Here is a 19,973-nt window from a genome sequence, read left to right as displayed (position 1 = left end):
TTGTTGTTCCACTGGTGTTGCGTGTCCGGGTGATGCCTTGAATTAAACGCGGTCCCTTGTAGGAGTGAGCCTGCTCGCGATAGCGGTGTATCAGCCAACGCAGATGTTGAATGTTATTCAGTCATCGCGAGCAGGCTCACTCCTACAGGGGTTGTGTTCACAGCATTAGGGTTGAGGATGAGTTGTGCCGCTTTCTCGGCAATCATCAGCGTAGGCGAACAGGTGTTGCCCGAGGTGATGCGCGGCATGATCGACGCGTCGGCAATGCGCAAACCGGGCACGCCGTGGACGCGCAGCTGTGCGTCGACCACCGCATCGCCGTCATTGCCCATGCGGCAGGTACCGACTGGATGGAAAATCGTCGTGCCGATCGTCGCCGCTGCTTGCTGCAATTGTTCTTCACTTTGCAGGTTGGCGCCGGGCAGGTACTCCACCGGTTTGAACGCTTGCAGGGCAGGGGCGCTGACGATGCGGCGGGTCAGGCGAATCGCATCTGCCGCGACGCGCAAATCCTCTGGATGACTGAGGTAGTTGGGCTGAATCAACGGCGCTTCCTGCGGATCCGCCGAACGAATGTCGATGCGCCCACGACTCTGCGGACGCAGGTCGCACACAGAAGCGGTGAACGCCGGGAAACTGTGCAACGGCTCGCCAAAACGCTCCAGCGACAGTGGCTGCACGTGGTACTCAAGGTTCGCCGAAGTCTGCTCCGGCCCCGAGCGCGCAAACGCGCCCAACTGACTCGGCGCCATCGACAGCGGCCCGCTACGGTCATACAGATAACGCAGGCCCATGCCCATTTTGCCCCATACGCTGCCGGCGATCTGGTTTAGGGTGCGGGCGTTTTCCAGTTTGTAGATCAGGCGCAATTGCAGGTGATCCTGCAGGTTGCCGCCGACGCCCGGCAGCTCATGAATCACGCCGATACCCAAGCGTTCGAGCAGTGGCCGAGGACCAATCCCGGAGCGTTGCAAAATACTTGGTGAACCGACCGCGCCGGCGCACAAGACAATCTCTTTGCGCGCCTTGAACTGCTTGGCCTGACCTTCGTGACGCGCGCTGACTTTCGAGGCGCGACCGTCCTCCAGCAGAACACGATCCACCTCAACCCCGGTCAGCACCGTCAGATTCGTCCGGTCGCGCACCGGTTTCAAAAACGCCTTCGCCGCGTTCCAGCGCACGCCGGATTTCTGATTGACCTGGAAGTAGCCGCAACCCTCGTTGTCGCCCTGATTGAAGTCATCGATGCTGGCGATGCCGCTCTGCTCAGCCGCACTGCGAAAGGCATCCAGAATCGGCCACGACAGGCGCTGCTGTTCAACCCGCCATTCACCCTTGGCGCCGTGAAACTCAGCCGCGCCGGCAAAGTGGTTTTCGCTCTCTTTGAACAGCGGCAGCACATCATTCCAAGCCCAGCCCGGATTGCCCTCGGCAGCCCAGCCATCGTAATCGTTGGCCTGGCCACGCATGTAGATCATGCCGTTGATGGACGAACAACCGCCCAGCACTTTGCCGCGCGGATAGCTCAGCGCGCGGCCGTTGAGGCCCGGTTGTTCTTCAGTCTTGAAGCACCAGTCGGTGCGCGGGTTACCGATGCAGAACAGGTAACCGACAGGAATGTGAATCCACGCATAGTTGTCGCGCCCGCCGGCTTCGAGCAACAGCACGCGCTGCTGAGGATCTGCCGACAGCCGATTGGCCAGCAAGCACCCGGCAGGGCCGGCGCCGACCACGATGTAGTCGTATTCATCGAGGGAAGTCTGCATTCCCTGACCTCGCTTTTTGTTTTTATTGTCGGACACTCTAGTTGTTAGCTTTCGTTAAAAGAATGTTAGTTTTTGCGCAGCCGCTGTGCGTTTTCAAACAGCCTGCATAGACCATAGCCGACAAGGACACGCAATGTTCGACTGGAACGACCTGCGGTTTTTTCTCGAACTGCAACGCAGCGGCCGCCTGCTCACCGCCGCTCGCCGCCTCAACACCACCCACGCCACCGTCGCCCGCCATATCGAAGCCATCGAAAAAAGCCTCGGCACCGCACTGTTCGTCCAGCACGCCCAAGGCTACGAAATGACCCCGGCGGGGGAGGCTTTGCTCAAACATGCCGAAGCGATGGAAAACGTTGCGCTGTTGGCGCAGGAAGAGATCACCCAATCCACCGCGCCACTGGGCAAGATTCGTGTCGGCGTCACTGAAGGGCTGGGCATCAAGTTTCTCGCCAGTCGCATGATCGGCTTGTTCGAACGCTATCCGGGATTGGAAGTGGAACTGGTCGCCGTGCCGCGCTTTGTCAGCATCCTCAACCGTGAAGCGGAAATCAGCATCCATCTGGAGCGCCCGGCGGCCGACATGCTCGTCACGCGCAAACTCACGGACTATCGACTCGCGTTGTATGCCAGCCAACGCTATCTCGATAAGGCGCCGCCACTGCACAGCCGCGAAGACCTCGGGCGGCATGCGTGGATCGGTTATGTCGATGATTTGCTGTTCAGCCAGGAACTGATGTTTCTCAACAGCTTCTGCCGCAGCCCGCGCGTGGTGTTTCATAGCACCAGTGTCATTGCGCAGCAGGAAGCGGCGCGGTCGGGATTGGGCATTGCGGTGCTGCCTTGCTACATGGCCGAGTCGGATCCCGATCTGGTGCCGTTGCTGCCGGATGAAAGCATCGAGCGCAGTTACTGGATCAGCACGCGGCGCGAGCTGCACAAATCGGTGCGGCTGCGGGTGGTCTGGGATTATGTGGTGGGGTTATGTGAAGCGGAGCAGGGGCTTTTACGCGGTTAACCAGTTAGATCCAAATCCCCCTGTGGGAGCGAGCCTGCTCGCGAAAGCGATGTATCTGATACGCAAATCTCGCCTGACCCACCGCCTTCGCGAGCAGGCTCGCTCCCACAGGGGGTCTGCGCATATCACTCGAGATGTGTGTCATCTCCGGGTTGATTTATATATGGATATCCGTATATTCGAATTTCCGTATGTGTTGAGCCCGTTCCATGATCACCCCCACCGAAGTCTTCAAGAGCCTCGCCGATGAAACCCGCGTCCGCGCCATGCTGCTCATCGCCGATCAAGGTGAACTCTGCGTCTGCGAGCTGATGTGTGCGCTCGACGACAGCCAACCGAAAATCAGCCGCCATCTCGCGCAACTGCGCAGCAATGGTTTGCTGCTTGATCGCCGTCAGGGGCAATGGGTCTATTACCGCCTCAACCCTGATCTTCCTGCGTGGGTACGCGAAATCCTGCAAGTGACGTCCAAAGCCAACGCCGATTGGCTCAAGGACAATGCCGCGCGCCTGCAGAACATGGACGGTCGTCCCGTCCGTGAAACCGCCTGCTGCTGAGGAAGCAAGAAAACCATGCGAATTCTGTTTATGTGCACGGCCAACAGCTGCCGCAGCATCCTGTCCGAAGCCATGTTCAATCATCTGGCGCGCCCCGGATTCGAGGCCGTGAGTTCCGGAAGTTTCCCCAAGGGCCAAGTGTTGCCGCGCAGCCTGTCGACGCTGCAACAGGCCGGCATTGCCATCGATGGTCTGTATAGCAAGGGCAATGACGCGTTCGAAGACAATCCACCAGACATTGTCATCACCGTCTGTGACAAGGCCGCCGGTGAGAGCTGCCCGGTGTACTTCGGCCCCGCGCTCAAAGCCCATTGGGGGCTGGCAGATCCCTCGGATGTGCTCGGTGACGATGCCGCCGTGGACGCGGCATTTGCTGCCACGCTGGCGATCATCGAGCGGCGCTGCGCGACCTTCCTCGGCCTGCCATTTAAAGCACTCAGCCGCGCTGAACTCCAGCGTGAGCTGGATCGTATCGGCTCTCTCTGAGCTGGAGGACACATGTCAGAACACCTGCCCCATCTTGATCATTCGCTGTTCGAAGTAGCGTCCCCTTTGCGCGAACACAAACCGCGCATCCTGCTGCTCTACGGCTCGACCCGCGAACGCTCGTTCAGCCGTTTGCTGGTAGAGGAGGCCGCGCGCCTGCTCGAACATTTCGGCGCTGAAACGCGCATCTTCAACCCGTCCGGTCTGCCACTGCCCGACGACGTTCCGGTCGACCATCCCAAGGTGCAGGAATTGCGTGATCTGGTGCTGTGGTCGGAAGGCCAGGTCTGGTGCTCACCCGAACGTCATGGCGCCATGTCTGCCGTGTTCAAGGCGCAGATCGACTGGGTGCCGCTGGAACTCGGCGCGGTACGCCCGACTCAGGGTAAAACCCTGGCCGTGATGCAAGTCTGCGGCGGTTCGCAGTCGTTCAACGTGGTCAACCAGTTGCGTGTGTTGGGCCGCTGGATGCGCATGTTCACCATCCCCAACCAATCCTCGGTGCCCAAGGCCTACATGGAGTTCGACGACACCGGGCGGATGAACGCGTCGCCGTTTTATGATCGTGTGGTCGATGTGATGGAAGAACTGGTGAAGTTCACCGTGCTGCTGCGCGATCAACAGGCGCATCTGGTCGATCGTTACTCCGAGCGTAAGGAAAGTGCTGAGCAATTGATGGCGCGGGTCAATCAGCGTTCGACCTGAGGCCGTCCCTCGGCGAGGGACGGCAGACACCACTCTGCGGCGGCTCGCGGGTGCTACGTTGCGAAGCGGGTTAGACATCGACAAGGTGGCGCGCAGGCCGCCCTCAGCGCTGTCGGCCAAGGTGATTCGACCGCCCAACTGCGTGGCGATGGTGTTGATGATCTTGGCTGACACACCGCCTTCGCGAGCAAGCTCGCTCCCACAGGTTTTTGTGGTGTTTTCAAGTAACCGACACTTCAGGTTTTGCGCCTGCCTGCCGATGAAATCTGCACGATTTCAACGGATGCCATTCATGAACAAGGTAGTTGCTGTACTGGCGCTTACTGCCCTCGTTGCAGGCTGCAAATCCCACCATCACCCCAATTTTGCGGACGATGAATTCCCCAGCTTTCGTTGTGCGGCGTACTTCAAGCAAGCGTCGATCAGTGAGCAGCAGTTCGACGAAATCCGCTATCTCAGCACCCAGAACGCCAACTGCAAGGTGATCCTCGGTGAGATGTACGAGCAGGGACATGGCGTGCCGAAAAACATCGAGAAGGCCAAAGACATCTATGAGTCGGTGGCCCGACGTGCGCCGAATGTCTACAGCCGACTGGGCGATATGGCGGCAGCCGGTGTCGGCGGGCCGGTCGATCTGGTGGCTGCCCGGGACTTTTATGAGCGCTCTATCGCGGAGCCCGGCAATACCGCAATGGAACTCAAAGTCGCCGAGTTTCTGGAGAACGGCAAAGGCGGCCCGCAAGACCTTCAGGGGGCGCTGAAGCTGTATTTCAAAGCCGACTCATGGGACAACCTTCAACGCCTGCGCAGCAAAGGCGTGGTGATGACGATCGAACAACAACAGCAGTACAACAAGGTTTATCTCAACCGGATGCAGTATGGCGTCAGGGCGAAGATTGACGGTATCGAGAAGGCTCTGGCGCGAGAAAAGCTGTCGACCCCCGAGCGCAAGTCGGTGCAGCTGGAACTAACTTACACCCCCGGCTCGTTGGTGCCAGCGATCGCCTTGCGGCAAAGTTGCGGTAACAGTGCCATCGACCAAAAAGTCATGCAGGGCTTTAGCGATTACCGATACCCCGGCGAACCGATCCTTTCGCCGCAGCAGAAAAACCACACGACTGTCGCCAGCGTCAGGACCGATGGGCTGACCGATAGAGAGCGACTCAGAGCGCTATCGAAAAAATAAGGGGTGCCGTGTGGCCCGAACTGATCGGCGGGCCACTTGCCGGAACAGCGTCTCGCGTCCACTCTATGACCTGCCGACAAGGAGCGTCCGCCGACCCTCCGTCGTGACCACAGGGAGCTTGCAGCATGAGCGAAGACAACAAGGTAAAAGGCCCAGCCTCCTACTTCCCCTCCATTGAAAAGAAGTACGGCCAGCCTATCGATCACTGGCTGAACCTGCTCGCCGGCATCACCGACAAGAAACACATGGAACTGGTGGCGTGGCTCAAGGACGAACACGGCATCGGCCACGGTCATGCCAACGCCTTGGTGGCGCACCATCTGGCGGGTAAAAAGTGAGGACAGGGCAGCGATGAATTTCTCCCACCGGCCAGTGACGGCCGACGACGTCAACACCCTCTGCAGCTTTCCCCAAGGCGAACAAGAGTTGTTCTTCATGTTCCCGAAAGCCAACTTCCCGCTAACGGAAGAGCAGATGCACAGCGCAATCAGCCAACGCTTCGACTCCACGGCTTTTCTGGCCAACGGCGAGTTCGTCGGCTTCGCCAATTTCTACCGTGTTGAGCATGACGGCATCTGCTGTATTGGCAACGTCATCGTCGCGCCATATGCCCGAGGCCAGGGTGTGGCGCGGTACATCGTCGAGACCATGACCGCGCTGGGCTTCGAAAAATACCAGGCCAAGGAAGTGCGACTGTCCTGCTTCAACGAAAACACCGCAGGCCTGCTGCTCTACCCAAAACTTGGCTTCGTGCCTTACTCCATCGAAGAGCGCCCGGCTCCAAATGGTGGACGATCCGCCCTCATCAACATGACACGCCACCGACCATAGCCATCCGCCAATCCCTGTGGGAGCGGGCTTGCCCGCGATGACGCCAGCCCGCCCGCCGCGAACCCCGAGCCCAACACAAAACCTGTGGGAGCGAGCCTGCTCGCGAAGACGCCAGCCCAATCACTCCAAATCCCAAGCCAGACTCAATCCCCTGTAGGAGTGAGCCTGCTCGCGATAACGCCAGCCCAGCCACCACAAGTCTCGCGCCAACCACAAATCCCTGTGGGAGCGAGCTTGCTCGCGAAGACGCCCACCCAGTCACCCCATCAACCACTGACCGAAATAAACAGTAAAAACCACAACTGTTTAAACGAAGCCTCAAGTAGCCACCAAAACCCTACAACGCCTTGCGCCGTTACCTACGACTAAGCCAGAATCCGCCGGCTTGTGCGTCTAGGTCGCGGGTTCTATCGTCTGTCGGTCGCTGAAAAACAGTGATCGGGTTTGGTAGCCCTGAGTTTTCGTAGATTGCATAAGCATCATGATTCGCAGTGTCTGTTCGACACGGCTTTATGGTGGTCATGCACAGGGCGTCTTCGGGCGCGCCGGTTTTCTACGTCCCGGTCTACCAACCTGCGCATGGCCGCCACCCTCGTTTGGTAGCGAGAGTGATGGCTCCTTTTTTTGACGTAGGAGCTTCATCAATGATCAAACCAACACCCAACCCACCCGAAACCGACCCCACATCCCCCTACGAATCCCCCGACTCCAAGCGATTCCACGAAGCCGCCGAACGCGCCCTCGACCACTACCTCAAACCCGCGAGCCAAATCATGGCCAGCACCCAACAACCCGAACGCATGTACCTCGCCAACCCGAAGTACAACAGCGAATCCCTGCTCGCCAACGCCAGCGAAACCCTCGGCTCCGCCAGCGAAATGCTCCTCAACTTTGCCGCCATGCTCGACACCCCCCACCGCAAAACCGCACTGGGCATCGCCCAAGTCGTGATGCTCGGCGAAATCGCCGTCAATCAAGCGCTGGATAACGTCGAAATCGCCAGCTAACCCCCAGCCCGACGAGGGGAAACCCTCGTCGAACCCCGCTGTCACACCCTGGCTGGCACACGGCCACGGCTTGCGCCCCCCAGCCTCGGCTGTCACCCTTCGGGCCGTTCTCAAGGATCAGAACCAGGAATCACGGATGAGTGGCTACGTACCCAACCCCCCGAAAAATTATCGTTACGAAGAAGCCAAACCCGTCGATATTCACGCCCAGCGTTGGGCGGAATATGAGAAACACGGGAAAGAACCTGCGCGCGAACCTGAGAAAATCGGGATCGCGTTGAGGATTGGGGTTTTCTTTGATGGCACTGGCAATAATGCGAACAACACGGCGGCGGGATTGCTGTGTGGGGCGCAGCATCCGATTGCGCCTCAGGATATTCCTGCGAGTTGCCAGCCTTACATGAGCGACCCTGATAGCAGTTACGGCAACGATGTCAGCAATGTGAAAAGGCTGAGCGACTTGTATGACGCCGTACCCGACGCAGTAGGAGAGGGGCCGCTGAAGCGAACCTCCCGCGTCGTCTATATCGAGGGCATTGGCACCCGCTCCGGAGAGGAAGACAGTAAGTTCGGCTCTGGCACCGGACGCGGTGAAACAGGCGTTGCTGGTCGAGTCGAGTCCTCATTTCCAGTCATTCAACAAGCTATCAGCCGAGTCTTGATCGATAACCCAGGCAGTGAAATCGCTTCATTGACGTTCGACACGTTTGGCTTCAGTCGCGGCGCCGCAGCGGCTCGACATTTTGCCAATGAGATCGTCCGCACCAGTCGTGGCCCGCTTGGCACCGTGCTGAGAAACCTGCCCAGAGCCTTCAGCCCTAAATTTAACGAGCAGTATAAAAGTGACATCAACATGGGGTTTATCGGCTTGTTCGATACCGTCCCATCGATTGCTGGTTGGTCAAATCTTGGCAACATCAAAAGTGCTGTAGCGACCGGCGTCAAACTCTATCTTGATCGTCGTTTTTTTACCGATGTCGTCCAGTTGTCTGCCCGTGATGAATGCCGCGCCAACTTCGCACTCAGTCGCGTCAAAGCGGATCACTTGGAGATAACCTTGCCGGGTGTGCATTCGGATATCGGCGGAGGCTATCTGGAAGAGGCGCAGGAGTGTGTGCTTGTAAGTCCCATGCAAACTCTGATCGTGCCTTTGAATACTGATGTCACGACGACCTCGATCTACCGCGATGCCGTCAATGCCAAGGCCCAATGGTTAGCCAAAGGCTGGCCTACGGAAATGCTTGAAATCGTAACGCCCGACGCATTGCTGATGCCGAACAGCCCGCAAGATCGACTCAGTCCCAATGTGAAGCGTGTGTATGCCGCTCTGCAGCTTAAACGCCCGGTGAGTGGCATGTTGTCGAGGATCTACCTGCGAGTGATGCACCGTTTGGCAAAAGAAAAGGGCGCTCGATTCAACGACATTCCAGATACGCCTGATCTGGCCATTCCTGAAGAGCTGCAACCCCTGTGCGATAGGTTTTTGGCGGGGGACTACAGCGTCACACCGCAAGAAGATGAATTGTTGAAATTGAAGTACATTCACACCTCCGCCAATTGGAACCATCCGCTTGGCCGAAAAGATGGTAGCGGGATCAACGCGGTGTACATCAACGCCCCCACGGAAGACTCAATCCGCGTGCAACATCCTCATGTACCTGACTGGACGCTTTGGTAATGAAAGTTCTTGTGACCCTGCTGTGCGCGCTATTCATGACTGCCTGCCAATCTGCTGATCCGCTATCGGTGAAGAACGACCCCAAATCCGAATCTTGGGAGCTTGCGTTCACCGAGCCCTATTACATGAAAGTTTGGGTTGAGGACAGCGCCGTAGAAGACATCAACGGCAAGCTATTCAAGCGCACAGGATCCGGAACAGCCGCAGGCGGGGAGCCTGAAGACGGAAAAGAGTCTGCTCGGGGCTGGCATGCATTAGGTGGTGCTGCGAAAGCAGTGATTGGTGCTGATCTTCCCAAGCGCATTTACGTGCGCTGGCAATCAATTGTCGAGCCACAGACATATCAGGTTTGGGTTGATGTGCCAGAAGAGGCGAGGAACCTGATGGTGCAGTCAGTTAATCAGCGGTGTCCGGAAGCTCCGGAACAGCAGGCTAGCTACAGCGCTTCTATCTATTTGGGTCTGGCTCCTAGAGGCGTTGTGCAGGTTTTTGTCAGAGACTATTGCCACCGTCCAGTCAAGGTGGCTAGAGCTCAGGCGGAGATCGATCCGCTGGGGCCCAGTCAGGGGAAGAATCAAGGGCGCTATGCATATCCCATCAGCGAAAAGTCCAAGCGTTACATTGAAAAGTACGGCATTCCGTACGGGAGCTGGTAACCCGTCTGCCAATGAAGCAAATCATATTAATGTTGAGTGTTTTACTGGTAGCTGGATGCCAAGCTACCGACCCACTTTCAGCCGAGAACGATCCGAGATCCGATTGGTGGGGACTAGCCTTCACTGAACCGGCTTACATGAATGTTTGGGTAGAAGACAGCACAGTTCTGGACATCAAAAACAGGATGTTTTTCAAGGCAGGAGGGAGAACCGCTGCCGGAGGTGAACCCGAAGATGGCACAGAGTCCGCCCGTGGTTGGGGCACTGTCAGTGGCTCTGGTATTCCGGTAACCGGTGCCGATCTTCCCAAACTCATCTTCGTCCGTTGGCAGTCCATATCAGAGCAGAAGACCTACAAGGGTTTCATTGAAATCCCAGAATCAACCAGGCAGTTGATGGTGGACTCAACGCACCAACGTTGCCCGGAAACTCCTGAAAGAGCTGCACGGTATATGGCCTCTCTGTACGTGGGGCTAGCCCCGGGTGGTGTATTACAAGCGTGGGTCAGAGACTCATGCCACCGCCCGGTTCAAGTCGCTCATGCCCAAGGTGAAGTTGAACCACTTGGCCCAGAGCAGGGGAAACATGGAGGGCGCTATGCCTACCCGGTTAGTGAAAAAGCCAAGAGGTATATCGACAAGTTCGGCATTCCGTATGGGAGTTGGTAAGCCATCAGCCAATGAAGCAACTCATTACGATGCTTTGCATCTTGCTAGTCACGGGATGCCAGGTTGGTGATCCACTATCAGCCAAAAGCGATCCGAAATCCGAGTGGTGGGAGTTGGCGTTTACCGAGCCGGACTACATGAAAGTCTGGGTAGAGAACAGTTCTGTTCAAGACATTAATGGCAGGATTTTCTATAAAACCGGCGGCGGCACCGCTGCGGGGGGAGAGCCGGAAGATGGAACGGAGTCCGCCCGAGGGTGGACAGGTAGGGTAGGCGGCAGCGGAAGGAGGGTGGTGGGAGCAGATTTGCCTGTTCGCATCTGGGTCCGTTGGCAATCGACTGTCGAACAGAAAACGTGGCAGGCATGGGTAGAAATCCCAGAGGAAGCCAGGCAGTTGATGGTGGCGTCCGTCAATCAACGTTGCCCGCAGACGCCTGATCAGGAAGCGAGATTTATGGCGTCGGTTTATTTAGGGTTGGCCCCCGGTGGTGTTGTGCAGGTTTGGGTAAGAGACTCTTGCCACCACCCGGTTAAAGTCGCTCGAGCGCAGGCTGAAATTGAGCCACTGGGGCCGAGCCAAGGTAAGAACGAAGGGCGTTACGCTTATCCGGTGAGTGAAAAGGCAAAGCGGTATATCGATAAATATGGCATTCCATACGGAAGTTGGTAGTGGTGACACTTAACTGAATGGATCTTTTGTAATGAACGCAAGGATTGCGCTGCTGGGCGCTCTATTGTTGTCTGGTTGCCAAATCGCAGGCTCAGAAACCGGCGAAAATGACCCTAAATATCCATGGTGGGAGTTAGTGTTCGTTCAGCCGAATTACATGAAGGTCTGGGTAGAGGACAGCTCCGTCCAAGACATCAATAACAGAATTTTCTTTCGCGCTGGCAAGAGCACTGCTGCTAGCGGTGAGCCCGATATCAGCACAGAGTCTGCTCGTGGTTGGGGGACAGTATCGGGGACTGGGATGCCTGTAACGGGCGCTGATCTTCCAAAACAAATCTTTGTCCGCTGGCAATCCATAACAGAGCAAAAAACCTATCAAGGTTTCATCGAAATTCCGGAGGAAGGCAGGCAACTGATGGTGAAGTCAACACACCAGCGTTGCCCGGAAACACCGGAGAAAACCGCGCGGTTTATGGCGTCGCTGTACGTGGGGCTCGCTCCGGGCGGCGTACTCCAAGCATGGGTTAGAGATTCATGTCGAAATCCGGTTGAAGTCGCCCGAGGTCAAGGTGAATTAGAAGTTTTGGGGCCGGAACAAGGGAAGCACGGTGGTCGTTATGCCTATCCGGTAAGTGAGAAGGCTAAGCGATATGTGGAAAAATACGGCATTCCGTATGGAAGTTGGTAGGAAGCAGGCAGAAGATATTTCTCCTACCTATTTTCCAGTACCGTGGTTTTGAGTAACTATATTTGACAGTTGCCGCGTCAATGCTGGGTTCAACCGAGGTCCGCTTTCGGCCAATAGGAGACGGTCGCTAGTTTTCATGACCACCTATTTTGTAGCGGCGAGGTGCTTAGATTTTCTCTGAGGGCGCGGCCTATCGTTTCACTCATATTGATGATGATAGGCCTGGTCAGCTCTTTTGTTAGGCCAGTGCAAACCAGTAGCGACTTCGGTACCTATCTCTGCGACGATCGCCACTGCTGCATTGGTCGCATACTTGTCTCGTTAGTTGATTTGAACATCACGCCTACTGCACGGTGCTAAAGCCTCGAAATACTTCTCCTACACTCATTGAGTATATGGATTTCTGAGCCGGCCAAAAGGCCAAAATAGTTCGTTTCAATCCCGCCGATGATTACCAACAAAGGGACACGGTGTATTTTCGAAAGTCTTTTCCAATCACGTGTGTCAATGGTTGATGGCGTTGGATGATTTTCAGGGTGAGTGTGCCACTCGCCGATATAGTTCTCTTCTCCGTTTGTTACTCTAAATCTTTCCTCTGCAATCTCCTGATGACCGCCGGGCTGCCGATTGAATCGGCAGCGACTTCGGCTGTCTTTCGGTTGAGGAGCGGTCGCGAAGGTGATCTCAAAATGCTCCCCCCTGCGTTTCCCCATAAGGATGCCTCCCGCCTCACAACCATCGGGAGTAGACTGCCGATAACTTGATATCAGAGACAAGACTTCTTCGTTCACTAATACTAAGCGCTTAGAGTTTGGTTCGATTAGTGATTTATGGCGCATGCGGGGCACTTGAGGTTAGGTGTAGGTGAGATGGGCTTGACAGTTTTTCCACCTTCGTAATCCAGCGTGATGCTCCGAAAGCGAGGATTTGGCTTACCTTTGGCCCATCCAACCGCTAAGTCGGTAGCTAACGCTGCAGCGTGCATAGCCGCCGTTGCCGAAAACGGTACAAGCCAGTCCCCACAGCTTCCGGCAGAGTTCTTAAGCGTCATTTCGTATCCCTTTCGCATTACAGAAGACGAGCCCCCTGGAACGCTATAGTCCAAGCAGTTCAGACATGCATCCTTGCCGTTTGAAAAAAGATAGGCTTGAGCCCCGCAGCCTGCTCCTGCCACCCATGCGAAGACTATAGGTGCATCGAATTTTTCTTTCAGCTTAAGCTCGTTCAAGTAGAGCGAAAGCGCTTGGTTTCCCGTAGCGTCAACCACTAAATCTATACCCACCATCCCTGTTGCAACCACTTCCTGATCCGTTACTTCTGTCACTTCTATTCTTGGATAGCAGTCAAATAGCTGCTGTCTGATAGAACTGGTTTTCTTGTGTTCTAGATCGCCAAAGCCTAAAACGTGACGGCCGATGTTTCCCACTGACAATGTATCCGGATCAGATAGCATCAGTTTTCCGCCTACAAATCCAGCGCCACTCTTTGCGAGGAGATCGGCCAAGTGACCACCGATCGCACCACATCCGATCAAGAGAACATTCTTGCCTGCAAGCCCGGCTTTTGAGTCGGGCATGTTGCGTGTAAGCCAAGATCCTGGATCGGCAGGCATTGGTTCAAGTCTGGTGATTGCGGCTCTGTCAGCCCGAGACTTGATTACTTTCACTCCAGATTGATCAATCTTTTCTGAGGATCTAAAAACCGAACGCATGAAGTCAGCTGCATTTCGGCACGGCAGCATCTTTCTGACATATTCAATGTCGATTAGAACGCAACAGCTCGTGTTTGGAGCTCGGATTAGAAGAAGAAGCTTGTCTAATTTGTGCTCAAAGGCGTCTTTGACGGAATCATAAAGGCCCTTGACTGCAGAGTTTCTGTCACTGAGCAGCCACGTCTTGAGATCGGTAAGTGTTTTAGGAGGCCACGTGGAGGCCATGGCGCCAAGAGGTTTGTCTGAGTCCACAACCCTCATCTTCAAAGACGGGCTTAGAACCTCGAATCCCCAACGAGAATACAAGACCTGAAGTTTGGAAGCGTCTCGACCAAGTAAATACAGGCAGTCGCTTTCAGGGCTTTTGGGGCGCTTCAACAGAGCAACATCCGTGAGGAGGCCAGGCTTTGTTTCCTCCGGAATATCGATTAGGAGAGGTAGTCCGCCCCAGTAAACCGGAAACTCGTCCTGGAAGTCTGTGAGGGCGCCACCATTGGCGAGCCTTTCCAATAGCTGCTCGGCAACTTCCAGGCAACCTAACACAGCTCCCCCGAGGTTGTGTCGAGGGAGGTGAGCTTGGTCGTCGCGCAGATAGCACAGATAGCCATTGTGATTTATATGAGCGCAGACCGAGGGTATTTCTGTAGGGCGTTCAAGCAGTTGGATAGCAGGCAGTCGCTTGAAGCTTTTGTCGAAGATATCTAGGTTAATTGGTATCTGCCTTCCTTTAAAGGAGATGGTCCCAGTATACCGAAGGCTTAGGGGGCTTCTAACTTGCTTGAAGCCCGTTTCCGTCAGAGCCTTGTGAACAGAGCTTAAATCTGTCATTTAGCCCGCCGTCGCTTTTCCAAGCGGGGGAACCGCAGCGGTCTTCTGGGCAGGCTGGCTCTGAACTGTCGATTGAGTCACTCGATCGGGATCATTCGGAACACGCTTGCCCAAAAGTTCGATCAGAATCTCGCAAGCTTGGGATGGAACTCCACAGGTATCGATCGCATATTCAAGCTGGTCGGCAAAATGTTCGATTCTGGCGATGACGTCTTCTCGAATGCCCTTGTTGTCTAGCCGTTTCGCCAAATCTTCCTGCTCGTCCAGAGGCTTATCTCTGGTGGCTGGGTTGGTGACTTTCCCTCGAAGGATGTCTGGCAACCTCTGGAGAACCTTCAGCAGTGCAAGGTCATCGCGCTTTTCGATTGCCATATCGAAAGCAGCGTCTGCGGCAACCATCAGCAGGATCGACTTCGGATCATCTTTTTCCCATTTCTGGAAGTCGCGCCAAGCCTTCAAATAGCGCATGACGCGGCGAAGCTGTTCGCCCTTTAGCTCAACCTGCTCAATCACCCAGTCGCGTACCGGACGAGGATCTGAGTCCTGCCAGCCGCGATTTTTGGTGGCCATTAGTACGCCTTCAGTCGGCATTAGGTGCCACTCTTGCTCGTCAGCAAGCTCTTGAGATTCAGCGCTATCGAAGGCCAAGTGCTCCAGCCCAACGCGATACATTTCCATACTCGCTTTTACAAGCGTCGCGAACTCGATATCGGAAATGCTGTAGACGGGTACATCGATGTGCTTATCGCTATCGATGATCAGGCGGGTGCAATTGTCATTGCTCGTGTCAATTGTCCACCCTTTATCATCCGCAAGCTCCGAGAGAACTTCCTCGACGGCCTCGAAGAGTAGGGCGCTCATCTGTGCCGGTGGTTGGCTTTCGATGTAGCTAAACGGCAGGTAGGCGCCGTCATCTAGGTCAGCCTGCTGAGGAGAGCGACAAGGGGCATTGAGCGTCTTGTAAGCCCACGACCCTTGGGTGAAGAATCTGGGGTCAGGCACTTCAATATGACCCTGACCAGCGTCTTCGGCCTTCTTCTGGATCCGTTTTGGTAGGCGAGCTTTTAGGCGCTGACGGATGTCAGTACGTGCACTGAGCATCAGCTTCCGTTCTTCAGGGGCTAGAGTTAGGTTATCGAGGAAGGCCACCCGGCCTTCGACCCGCGTATCAAACAGGCTATGCAGATTGAGGCTCGGCATTAGTGGCGGTCTCCTAAGAAAGGGTGCAATGTGCCATTATGATATAGGCGCGAAATTAACAGGTTCAATGGCTCGCGAGGAATAAAATGTACGCTGTCTTCGGGCTGAGAAAGGTTCTCACCTTCATTACCGGATTGGTTGTTTTGGTGATCATCGGGCTGATGTTCAAAGAATCCCCTACCGATCTTCTAGAATTTGGCAAGACGGCCTGGAAGGTCGCCTCGGGCGTTGTAACGGCCTTCCTCCTTATAGGAAGCGTACCGTTCTGCTATCGGTGGGCTTGGAAATGCTATGAGTTTGTCTTCAGCGGTGCATATCCAGACCTGTCTGGCGTATGGATAGGCACTGTTGAGTCGAATTATTCAGTTCATCGGGCTATTCAATCGGCAGCATCCTCCTCAACTGATACATTGAGTCCGTTTGATCCGAAACAAATAGATGCGATACCACTTGAAGCTTTCGAAGCAAAGCTGACTATTAAAGCCAGCCTGCTAAAAATTAACATCCTTATGGAAGTCCAAGGTCTGACTGATAAGTCCGACTCGTATAGTATTTCTGCTGCACCGATCGTTGCACAAAATGACGAGCCGCATCGGCTTGTATACATATATAAGTCAAAGCACTTTAAGAAAGCTGCCGATGACGAGTCGAATCATACCGGCGCCGCGGACGTCCAGGTGAGACGCAATTCAGAGGGGGAAATGGAGATGACTGGCTATTACTGGACTGCGCGAAATTGGCGACGTGCAGGAAACACTGCTGGGATTTTGAGTTTCGTTAGAGCAGACTAAATTTTCGGGGCAAATGGGTAACCTCTCGCTGCACATGGGGTCCGCCCTCGTTCTCCGAATACTTGGCCATCCGATGGAGTAAATATGCCGCGCGGTTACGCTCAGCAGGCCTGGTTCAGTAAAGAGATGAGCTTTTGTATTGGCCAACAAGTTGAAACGGATCATGATAATCATCGCTTTCCATCGTTTAATGAAAGCGCTATCGGCCTAAAACCGCGCTGTAATAGCATTTCCAGATGATCTGGCAGCTTGGTGGAGCGGTTTAGTTCATCAGCCATAGAGTAAAGGGCCCTTGTTCAGGCTATTAAGCGGATAGCCCTCAGCCTTGAGGATTGCAATGGGGTCTAGCTTTAAGATATATGGCATTCCAGCTTTACCTCGACCGCCTCGAGATAGCATTATGGCTTCATCGGCCTCACCAAATGCAGGCTCAGCTAGTGGAATATTACACAGTGGAAACCAGCGCGGCATCGCAAGATCGAGACTTTCCAGTAATTTTGTTGGAACAGATCAAAAGGCTGAGATCAGAAGGGTTCTCTGGAGTCGGACTTGTCTTCTATTCCGATCTTGAAGAGTTGCCGAGAGTGCCCCTGGGACATCGGAACGCGATGAAACCAGATCTACCAATCTTCGGAGTTGAGGCAATTTCCCGCATATTAGCTGAGGTTTCAGACCAAGCTTCACCTTGGCACGACGGATTCCATATGATCGACATACAGTCGCAATCACTCACACATATTTCCCAGTTTCTAGCGCCTTCGTTGGAGTGTTTGGCGCAGCCTTCAGAGGATCTACCTAGCGGTGCAAGGCAGATGACAGCGCTACTAACTTCCATCATTCCGGGAATTATATATGTAGGGGTGCTCGGTATGGGGGATGAAATCGTTGTGTACAAAAATGGAAGAGTCTTGTCGCGAGCAACTGAGAAAGATGAATAATTTAAGCCTCACCGAAATCGAACTGCAGCGACTATTGAAGGTATACGTCAGCCTGGTTTTAGCTGTCGCGATCTCTCTCTACCTCGTTCACGTGTTGTTAGGATACGAACCGCTTACAGCGGGGTGGCGTGCCATTTCATACGCATTAACTTGCGTTACATTTCTATTTGGTGTTTTTTTTAAACTGGCGTGGAGATCCCCCCGGATTGCGCGGTGGATGCGAAGACCAATGGTGCATGGAGTATGGCGTGGCACACTTAGCTCTGACTTTCATCAGGCGGATAGAACGCCTTTGCAGATACCTATCATTTTCGTAATACGACAAACATACTTGACTATCTCGATAGAGTCTTTCACAAAGTCTCAAGAAGGTGAGTCAAAACTCGAAGCATTGATTCAAAACGGTAGAACTGAGGCTACCCGGCTTTGCTATGTTTTCGAACTTAAGAGGTTGTACCAAGGCGAAAACAAGCTTGCTACTGGAGCCGGTGACCTCCGCCTAATCAATAACTCCAAGCAACTTAGAGGTCATTACTGGACCAACTCACCGACTTTTGGCGAACTGCAGTTGGAGCTAATTTCCCGTGAATGCGACGGGGTGGATTGTTACGAGATGGCTGAACGGAAATGGCCCTCTGCTAACACCCAAAGCAGCTAGGTATTATAAATAGCGTTGCTAGCGGGGCGACTTCCTTGAATCGCCTCAGATTCCATTGACACATCGATAGATTACTCTTTGCCGGTATCGGCCGCTTGTGAACATCCGCTATGGCCGAAAGCCGCCCCATGCGCAATTTCCTCTCACTCCGAATATTGCCAGATCAACGAATCCACACACAGCCTCATCCAGCAACAATGTCAAACGCAGCGCTACCCAATACCTCCCCATTAACCATCACCCGCACTCTATGCAGCCCCTCAAAATGCTTCCGCGTCGTAAAATCCTTAATCACCTGCCGCCTCCCCACAACCACACTCCCAAACCCCACCAAAACCACCGTCTTCAACTTAAAAACCTTCCCCGAAACCCCACCATTCGCCTTCACATAGTCAATCGCATAATCAATCACCAACCGCTGCTCATGCGCCACCGTCGACTTCACCACAAACGACAACGTAATCGCTTCCCCCAACCTAACCACCGCCGGCTCAACCCGCACATCCAACAACTCAACCTTAGCCTTCGCCCCGGCACCAATCACCGTCAGCGCCCGCAAATCCCCCTGCTTGATCAAACTCCTCAAAGCATGCTTGGCAATCCACGCCGTGTTCTTGTTCTCCAACGACCAACCTTCAATCGTGTCCAACACCCACTCCGGATGCACCTTCGTCACGTCATTCAAATGATTCGCCACGGACTTGCGCACGTACAAACTCTCATCCGCTTTCAAACGATCGAGTATCCCGGCCGCTAAGTGCGGATCCGCCTGCACCGCTTCCAACCGAAACGACCAAGGCAGGCGAGGGCGGCTGCCTTCGCTGGCGAGTCGTCGGACGTGGTGGTTTTCGTCTCGGGTCCAGTCATGCATCAGCTCTAACGACCGTTCCAGGTCGCTGCGCAGAAAGTGGCGGATGGCGAATTCGGAGGAGCCGAAGGTGGTGAAGTACTTCAGGGCGTCCATGGAGGTGTCGAACGCATGTCCGCCGTAGCTCGCGACGTAGTGCGGCAGGCACATGCTGACGAATCCGCTGTTCAGCCGTGGTGCGAGTTCGAAAAGCACTTCTAGGGAATCTTGGTAATCCAGCGGCAACACGGCGTGCAGGCTTTCGCTGACACGCGCCATGCGTTGCATCACTGATAATTCAGCGAGTCCATCCTGGGCGTGTTTGAGAAACGCCTTGGCCTTGAACGCCGGGTACACGGCGCTCATTTCGCTGGCGATGTGCTGCAAGCGCTCGGCGTTGAAGATTTCCTTTAACGCCGGGGCGGCGGTGTCGGTGGTGCTCATGGTCAGGTCATCGGGGTGCTGACGAACGCTTCGAGGGTTTCGGCGTAGGCGGTGTATTGGGCGATGTGGGGGTAGCGGCGGGTGTCGATCTGGTCGGGGACGACGAGGTCGGTGAAGCTCCAGGCGACGGCGAGGCTGATGCCGGCCTGGGTGAGGGTGCCGTCGGTGGGCAGGCCGGTTTTTTCCAGTTCGTGTTCGAGGGCGGTGAAGGCGGCGGCGAGTTGGCCTTCGACGCGTTCGACCCACGGCTGGTATTGAATGTCGGCCGGGCGCAGGTTGCGTTCGTAATAGAGCTGCACGGCTTTTTCGCAGGCGGCGAGGCTGAGGCCGATCAGGCGCAGGGCGTGGGCGCGTTGTTTCAGGTCGGTTGGCAGCAGGCTTTTGCCGGAGCTGGCTTCGAGGTAGTCGAGGATGAGGGTCGAGTCCATCAGGACCACGCCGTCGTCGAGGATCAGTGTGGGGGCTTTGACCACCGGGTTGATCTGCTGGAATTGCTCGAAGTGGCGGAACACCGAGACCGACTCGTGTTCGAGGTCGATCCCCAAGCGTTTGGCGGAGATCGCCACGCGACGCACGTAAGGGGAGTCCAGCATGCCGATCAGTTTCATGACGCGTTCCTTCAAGTCAAACCGGTGGGAA

Annotated in this window: 21 protein-coding genes; 15 read left to right on the top strand and 6 right to left on the bottom strand. The window is 55.1% G+C overall.

Features of this window, described 5'->3' with window-relative positions; genetic code table 11:
* Window positions 1-113: 113 nt before the first annotated feature.
* The gene (locus tag ACI514_RS14235) at window positions 114-1,766 is read right to left on the bottom strand and encodes a GMC family oxidoreductase (protein ID WP_405124116.1); all 1,653 of its coding nucleotides are present in this window, start codon (window positions 1,764-1,766) and stop codon (window positions 114-116) included.
* Window positions 1,767-1,899: 133 nt separating this feature from the next.
* On the opposite strand from ACI514_RS14235, the gene ACI514_RS14230 reads away from it, so the two are divergent.
* The 13 genes from ACI514_RS14230 to ACI514_RS14170 all read left to right on the top strand — a co-directional run bounded on the left by ACI514_RS14230 (window position 1,900) and on the right by ACI514_RS14170 (window position 11,917).
* Window positions 1,900-2,784 carry a LysR family transcriptional regulator gene (locus ACI514_RS14230; protein WP_180699467.1) on the top strand — a complete coding sequence of 295 codons (885 nt, stop codon included), beginning with the start codon at window positions 1,900-1,902 and terminating at the stop codon, window positions 2,782-2,784.
* Window positions 2,785-2,993: 209 nt separating this feature from the next.
* Complete coding sequence (locus ACI514_RS14225) at window positions 2,994-3,341, top strand: metalloregulator ArsR/SmtB family transcription factor (RefSeq protein ID WP_026000441.1); 348 nt, start codon at window positions 2,994-2,996, stop codon at window positions 3,339-3,341.
* Window positions 3,342-3,356: 15 nt separating this feature from the next.
* Window positions 3,357-3,827, top strand: coding sequence for an arsenate reductase ArsC (locus ACI514_RS14220; RefSeq protein WP_150794676.1), 471 nt, complete (start codon window positions 3,357-3,359; stop codon window positions 3,825-3,827).
* 12 nt (window positions 3,828-3,839) lie between these two features.
* A complete protein-coding gene (arsH, locus tag ACI514_RS14215; RefSeq protein ID WP_405124115.1) occupies window positions 3,840-4,532 on the top strand; it encodes an arsenical resistance protein ArsH in 693 nt (230 codons plus the stop codon).
* A gap of 58 nt (window positions 4,533-4,590) precedes the next feature.
* A complete protein-coding gene (locus ACI514_RS14210) occupies window positions 4,591-5,718 on the top strand; it encodes a tetratricopeptide repeat protein (protein ID WP_405124114.1) in 1,128 nt (375 codons plus the stop codon).
* A 125-nt stretch (window positions 5,719-5,843) separates the two neighbouring features.
* Window positions 5,844-6,056 carry a DUF4287 domain-containing protein gene (locus ACI514_RS14205; protein ID WP_405124113.1) on the top strand — a complete coding sequence of 71 codons (213 nt, stop codon included), beginning with the start codon at window positions 5,844-5,846 and terminating at the stop codon, window positions 6,054-6,056.
* 13 nt (window positions 6,057-6,069) lie between these two features.
* Window positions 6,070-6,549 (top strand): GNAT family N-acetyltransferase, encoded by a 480-nt coding sequence (locus tag ACI514_RS14200; RefSeq protein ID WP_405124112.1) that lies wholly within the window; start codon window positions 6,070-6,072, stop codon window positions 6,547-6,549.
* Between the two features lie 644 nt (window positions 6,550-7,193).
* Window positions 7,194-7,556 carry a DUF6124 family protein gene (locus ACI514_RS14195; RefSeq protein WP_016982978.1) on the top strand — a complete coding sequence of 121 codons (363 nt, stop codon included), beginning with the start codon at window positions 7,194-7,196 and terminating at the stop codon, window positions 7,554-7,556.
* 136 nt (window positions 7,557-7,692) lie between these two features.
* Window positions 7,693-9,234 carry a T6SS phospholipase effector Tle1-like catalytic domain-containing protein gene (locus ACI514_RS14190; RefSeq protein WP_405124111.1) on the top strand — a complete coding sequence of 514 codons (1,542 nt, stop codon included), beginning with the start codon at window positions 7,693-7,695 and terminating at the stop codon, window positions 9,232-9,234.
* A complete protein-coding gene (locus tag ACI514_RS14185; RefSeq protein WP_405124110.1) occupies window positions 9,234-9,890 on the top strand; it encodes a DUF2931 family protein in 657 nt (218 codons plus the stop codon). The genes ACI514_RS14190 and ACI514_RS14185 overlap by 1 nt, the downstream gene beginning before the upstream one ends.
* 11 nt (window positions 9,891-9,901) lie before the next feature.
* Window positions 9,902-10,558, top strand: coding sequence for a DUF2931 family protein (locus ACI514_RS14180; protein ID WP_405124109.1), 657 nt, complete (start codon window positions 9,902-9,904; stop codon window positions 10,556-10,558).
* An 11-nt stretch (window positions 10,559-10,569) separates the two neighbouring features.
* Window positions 10,570-11,229, top strand: a complete 660-nt coding sequence (locus ACI514_RS14175; RefSeq protein ID WP_405124108.1) for a DUF2931 family protein — start codon at window positions 10,570-10,572, stop codon at window positions 11,227-11,229.
* 31 nt (window positions 11,230-11,260) lie between these two features.
* Complete coding sequence (locus tag ACI514_RS14170; RefSeq protein ID WP_405124107.1) at window positions 11,261-11,917, top strand: DUF2931 family protein; 657 nt, start codon at window positions 11,261-11,263, stop codon at window positions 11,915-11,917.
* Between the two features lie 356 nt (window positions 11,918-12,273).
* Here the strand turns inward: ACI514_RS14170 and ACI514_RS14165 are convergent, their stop codons facing one another.
* Genes ACI514_RS14165 through ACI514_RS14155 form a run of 3 tightly spaced genes read right to left on the bottom strand, consistent with a single transcriptional unit; the run spans window position 12,274 to window position 15,656 of the window.
* The gene (locus ACI514_RS14165; protein WP_405124106.1) at window positions 12,274-12,756 is read right to left on the bottom strand and encodes a Mov34/MPN/PAD-1 family protein; all 483 of its coding nucleotides are present in this window, start codon (window positions 12,754-12,756) and stop codon (window positions 12,274-12,276) included.
* Window positions 12,738-14,456 (bottom strand): ThiF family adenylyltransferase, encoded by a 1,719-nt coding sequence (locus ACI514_RS14160; protein ID WP_405124105.1) that lies wholly within the window; start codon window positions 14,454-14,456, stop codon window positions 12,738-12,740. The genes ACI514_RS14165 and ACI514_RS14160 overlap by 19 nt, the downstream gene beginning before the upstream one ends.
* Window positions 14,457-15,656, bottom strand: coding sequence for a CBASS cGAMP synthase (locus tag ACI514_RS14155; RefSeq protein ID WP_405124104.1), 1,200 nt, complete (start codon window positions 15,654-15,656; stop codon window positions 14,457-14,459).
* An 86-nt stretch (window positions 15,657-15,742) separates the two neighbouring features.
* Between ACI514_RS14155 and ACI514_RS14150 the strand changes: the two genes are divergently transcribed.
* Both ACI514_RS14150 and ACI514_RS14145 read left to right on the top strand, forming a co-directional pair.
* Window positions 15,743-16,447, top strand: coding sequence for a hypothetical protein (locus ACI514_RS14150; RefSeq protein ID WP_405124103.1), 705 nt, complete (start codon window positions 15,743-15,745; stop codon window positions 16,445-16,447).
* Window positions 16,448-17,323: 876 nt separating this feature from the next.
* Window positions 17,324-18,043, top strand: coding sequence for a hypothetical protein (locus ACI514_RS14145; protein ID WP_405124102.1), 720 nt, complete (start codon window positions 17,324-17,326; stop codon window positions 18,041-18,043).
* 184 nt (window positions 18,044-18,227) lie between these two features.
* Here ACI514_RS14145 and ACI514_RS14140 read toward each other — a convergent pair whose 3' ends face one another.
* On the bottom strand, window positions 18,228-19,334 hold the full coding sequence (locus ACI514_RS14140; RefSeq protein WP_405124101.1) for a DNA alkylation repair protein: 1,107 nt from the start codon (window positions 19,332-19,334) through the stop codon (window positions 18,228-18,230).
* Between the two features lie 2 nt (window positions 19,335-19,336).
* On the bottom strand, window positions 19,337-19,942 hold the full coding sequence (locus ACI514_RS14135) for a glutathione S-transferase (protein ID WP_405124100.1): 606 nt from the start codon (window positions 19,940-19,942) through the stop codon (window positions 19,337-19,339).
* Between the last annotated feature and the right edge of the window lie 31 nt (window positions 19,943-19,973).

Source organism: Pseudomonas sp. M20 (assembly GCF_045037865.1).
Classification (GTDB): domain Bacteria; phylum Pseudomonadota; class Gammaproteobacteria; order Pseudomonadales; family Pseudomonadaceae; genus Aquipseudomonas.
The sequence above is the reverse complement of the archived record's forward strand: the minus strand, read 5'-3'. Positions and strand labels throughout refer to the sequence as shown.

What these genes read in the sequence shown, in the direction of transcription:
- ACI514_RS14235 (WP_405124116.1), bottom strand. Translation starts at nt 1,766, where the DNA reads ATGCAGACTTCCCTCGATGAATACGACTACATCGTGGTCGGCGCCGGC.
- ACI514_RS14230 (WP_180699467.1), top strand. Translation starts at nt 1,900, where the DNA reads ATGTTCGACTGGAACGACCTGCGGTTTTTTCTCGAACTGCAACGCAGC.
- ACI514_RS14225 (WP_026000441.1), top strand. Translation starts at nt 2,994, where the DNA reads ATGATCACCCCCACCGAAGTCTTCAAGAGCCTCGCCGATGAAACCCGC.
- ACI514_RS14220 (WP_150794676.1), top strand. Translation starts at nt 3,357, where the DNA reads ATGCGAATTCTGTTTATGTGCACGGCCAACAGCTGCCGCAGCATCCTG.
- arsH (WP_405124115.1), top strand. Translation starts at nt 3,840, where the DNA reads ATGTCAGAACACCTGCCCCATCTTGATCATTCGCTGTTCGAAGTAGCG.
- ACI514_RS14205 (WP_405124113.1), top strand. Translation starts at nt 5,844, where the DNA reads ATGAGCGAAGACAACAAGGTAAAAGGCCCAGCCTCCTACTTCCCCTCC.
- ACI514_RS14200 (WP_405124112.1), top strand. Translation starts at nt 6,070, where the DNA reads ATGAATTTCTCCCACCGGCCAGTGACGGCCGACGACGTCAACACCCTC.
- ACI514_RS14195 (WP_016982978.1), top strand. Translation starts at nt 7,194, where the DNA reads ATGATCAAACCAACACCCAACCCACCCGAAACCGACCCCACATCCCCC.
- ACI514_RS14190 (WP_405124111.1), top strand. Translation starts at nt 7,693, where the DNA reads ATGAGTGGCTACGTACCCAACCCCCCGAAAAATTATCGTTACGAAGAA.
- ACI514_RS14185 (WP_405124110.1), top strand. Translation starts at nt 9,234, where the DNA reads ATGAAAGTTCTTGTGACCCTGCTGTGCGCGCTATTCATGACTGCCTGC.
- ACI514_RS14180 (WP_405124109.1), top strand. Translation starts at nt 9,902, where the DNA reads ATGAAGCAAATCATATTAATGTTGAGTGTTTTACTGGTAGCTGGATGC.
- ACI514_RS14175 (WP_405124108.1), top strand. Translation starts at nt 10,570, where the DNA reads ATGAAGCAACTCATTACGATGCTTTGCATCTTGCTAGTCACGGGATGC.
- ACI514_RS14170 (WP_405124107.1), top strand. Translation starts at nt 11,261, where the DNA reads ATGAACGCAAGGATTGCGCTGCTGGGCGCTCTATTGTTGTCTGGTTGC.
- ACI514_RS14165 (WP_405124106.1), bottom strand. Translation starts at nt 12,756, where the DNA reads ATGCGCCATAAATCACTAATCGAACCAAACTCTAAGCGCTTAGTATTA.
- ACI514_RS14160 (WP_405124105.1), bottom strand. Translation starts at nt 14,456, where the DNA reads ATGACAGATTTAAGCTCTGTTCACAAGGCTCTGACGGAAACGGGCTTC.
- ACI514_RS14155 (WP_405124104.1), bottom strand. Translation starts at nt 15,656, where the DNA reads ATGCCGAGCCTCAATCTGCATAGCCTGTTTGATACGCGGGTCGAAGGC.
- ACI514_RS14150 (WP_405124103.1), top strand. Translation starts at nt 15,743, where the DNA reads ATGTACGCTGTCTTCGGGCTGAGAAAGGTTCTCACCTTCATTACCGGA.
- ACI514_RS14145 (WP_405124102.1), top strand. Translation starts at nt 17,324, where the DNA reads ATGAAATCGTTGTGTACAAAAATGGAAGAGTCTTGTCGCGAGCAACTG.
- ACI514_RS14140 (WP_405124101.1), bottom strand. Translation starts at nt 19,334, where the DNA reads ATGAGCACCACCGACACCGCCGCCCCGGCGTTAAAGGAAATCTTCAAC.
- ACI514_RS14135 (WP_405124100.1), bottom strand. Translation starts at nt 19,942, where the DNA reads ATGAAACTGATCGGCATGCTGGACTCCCCTTACGTGCGTCGCGTGGCG.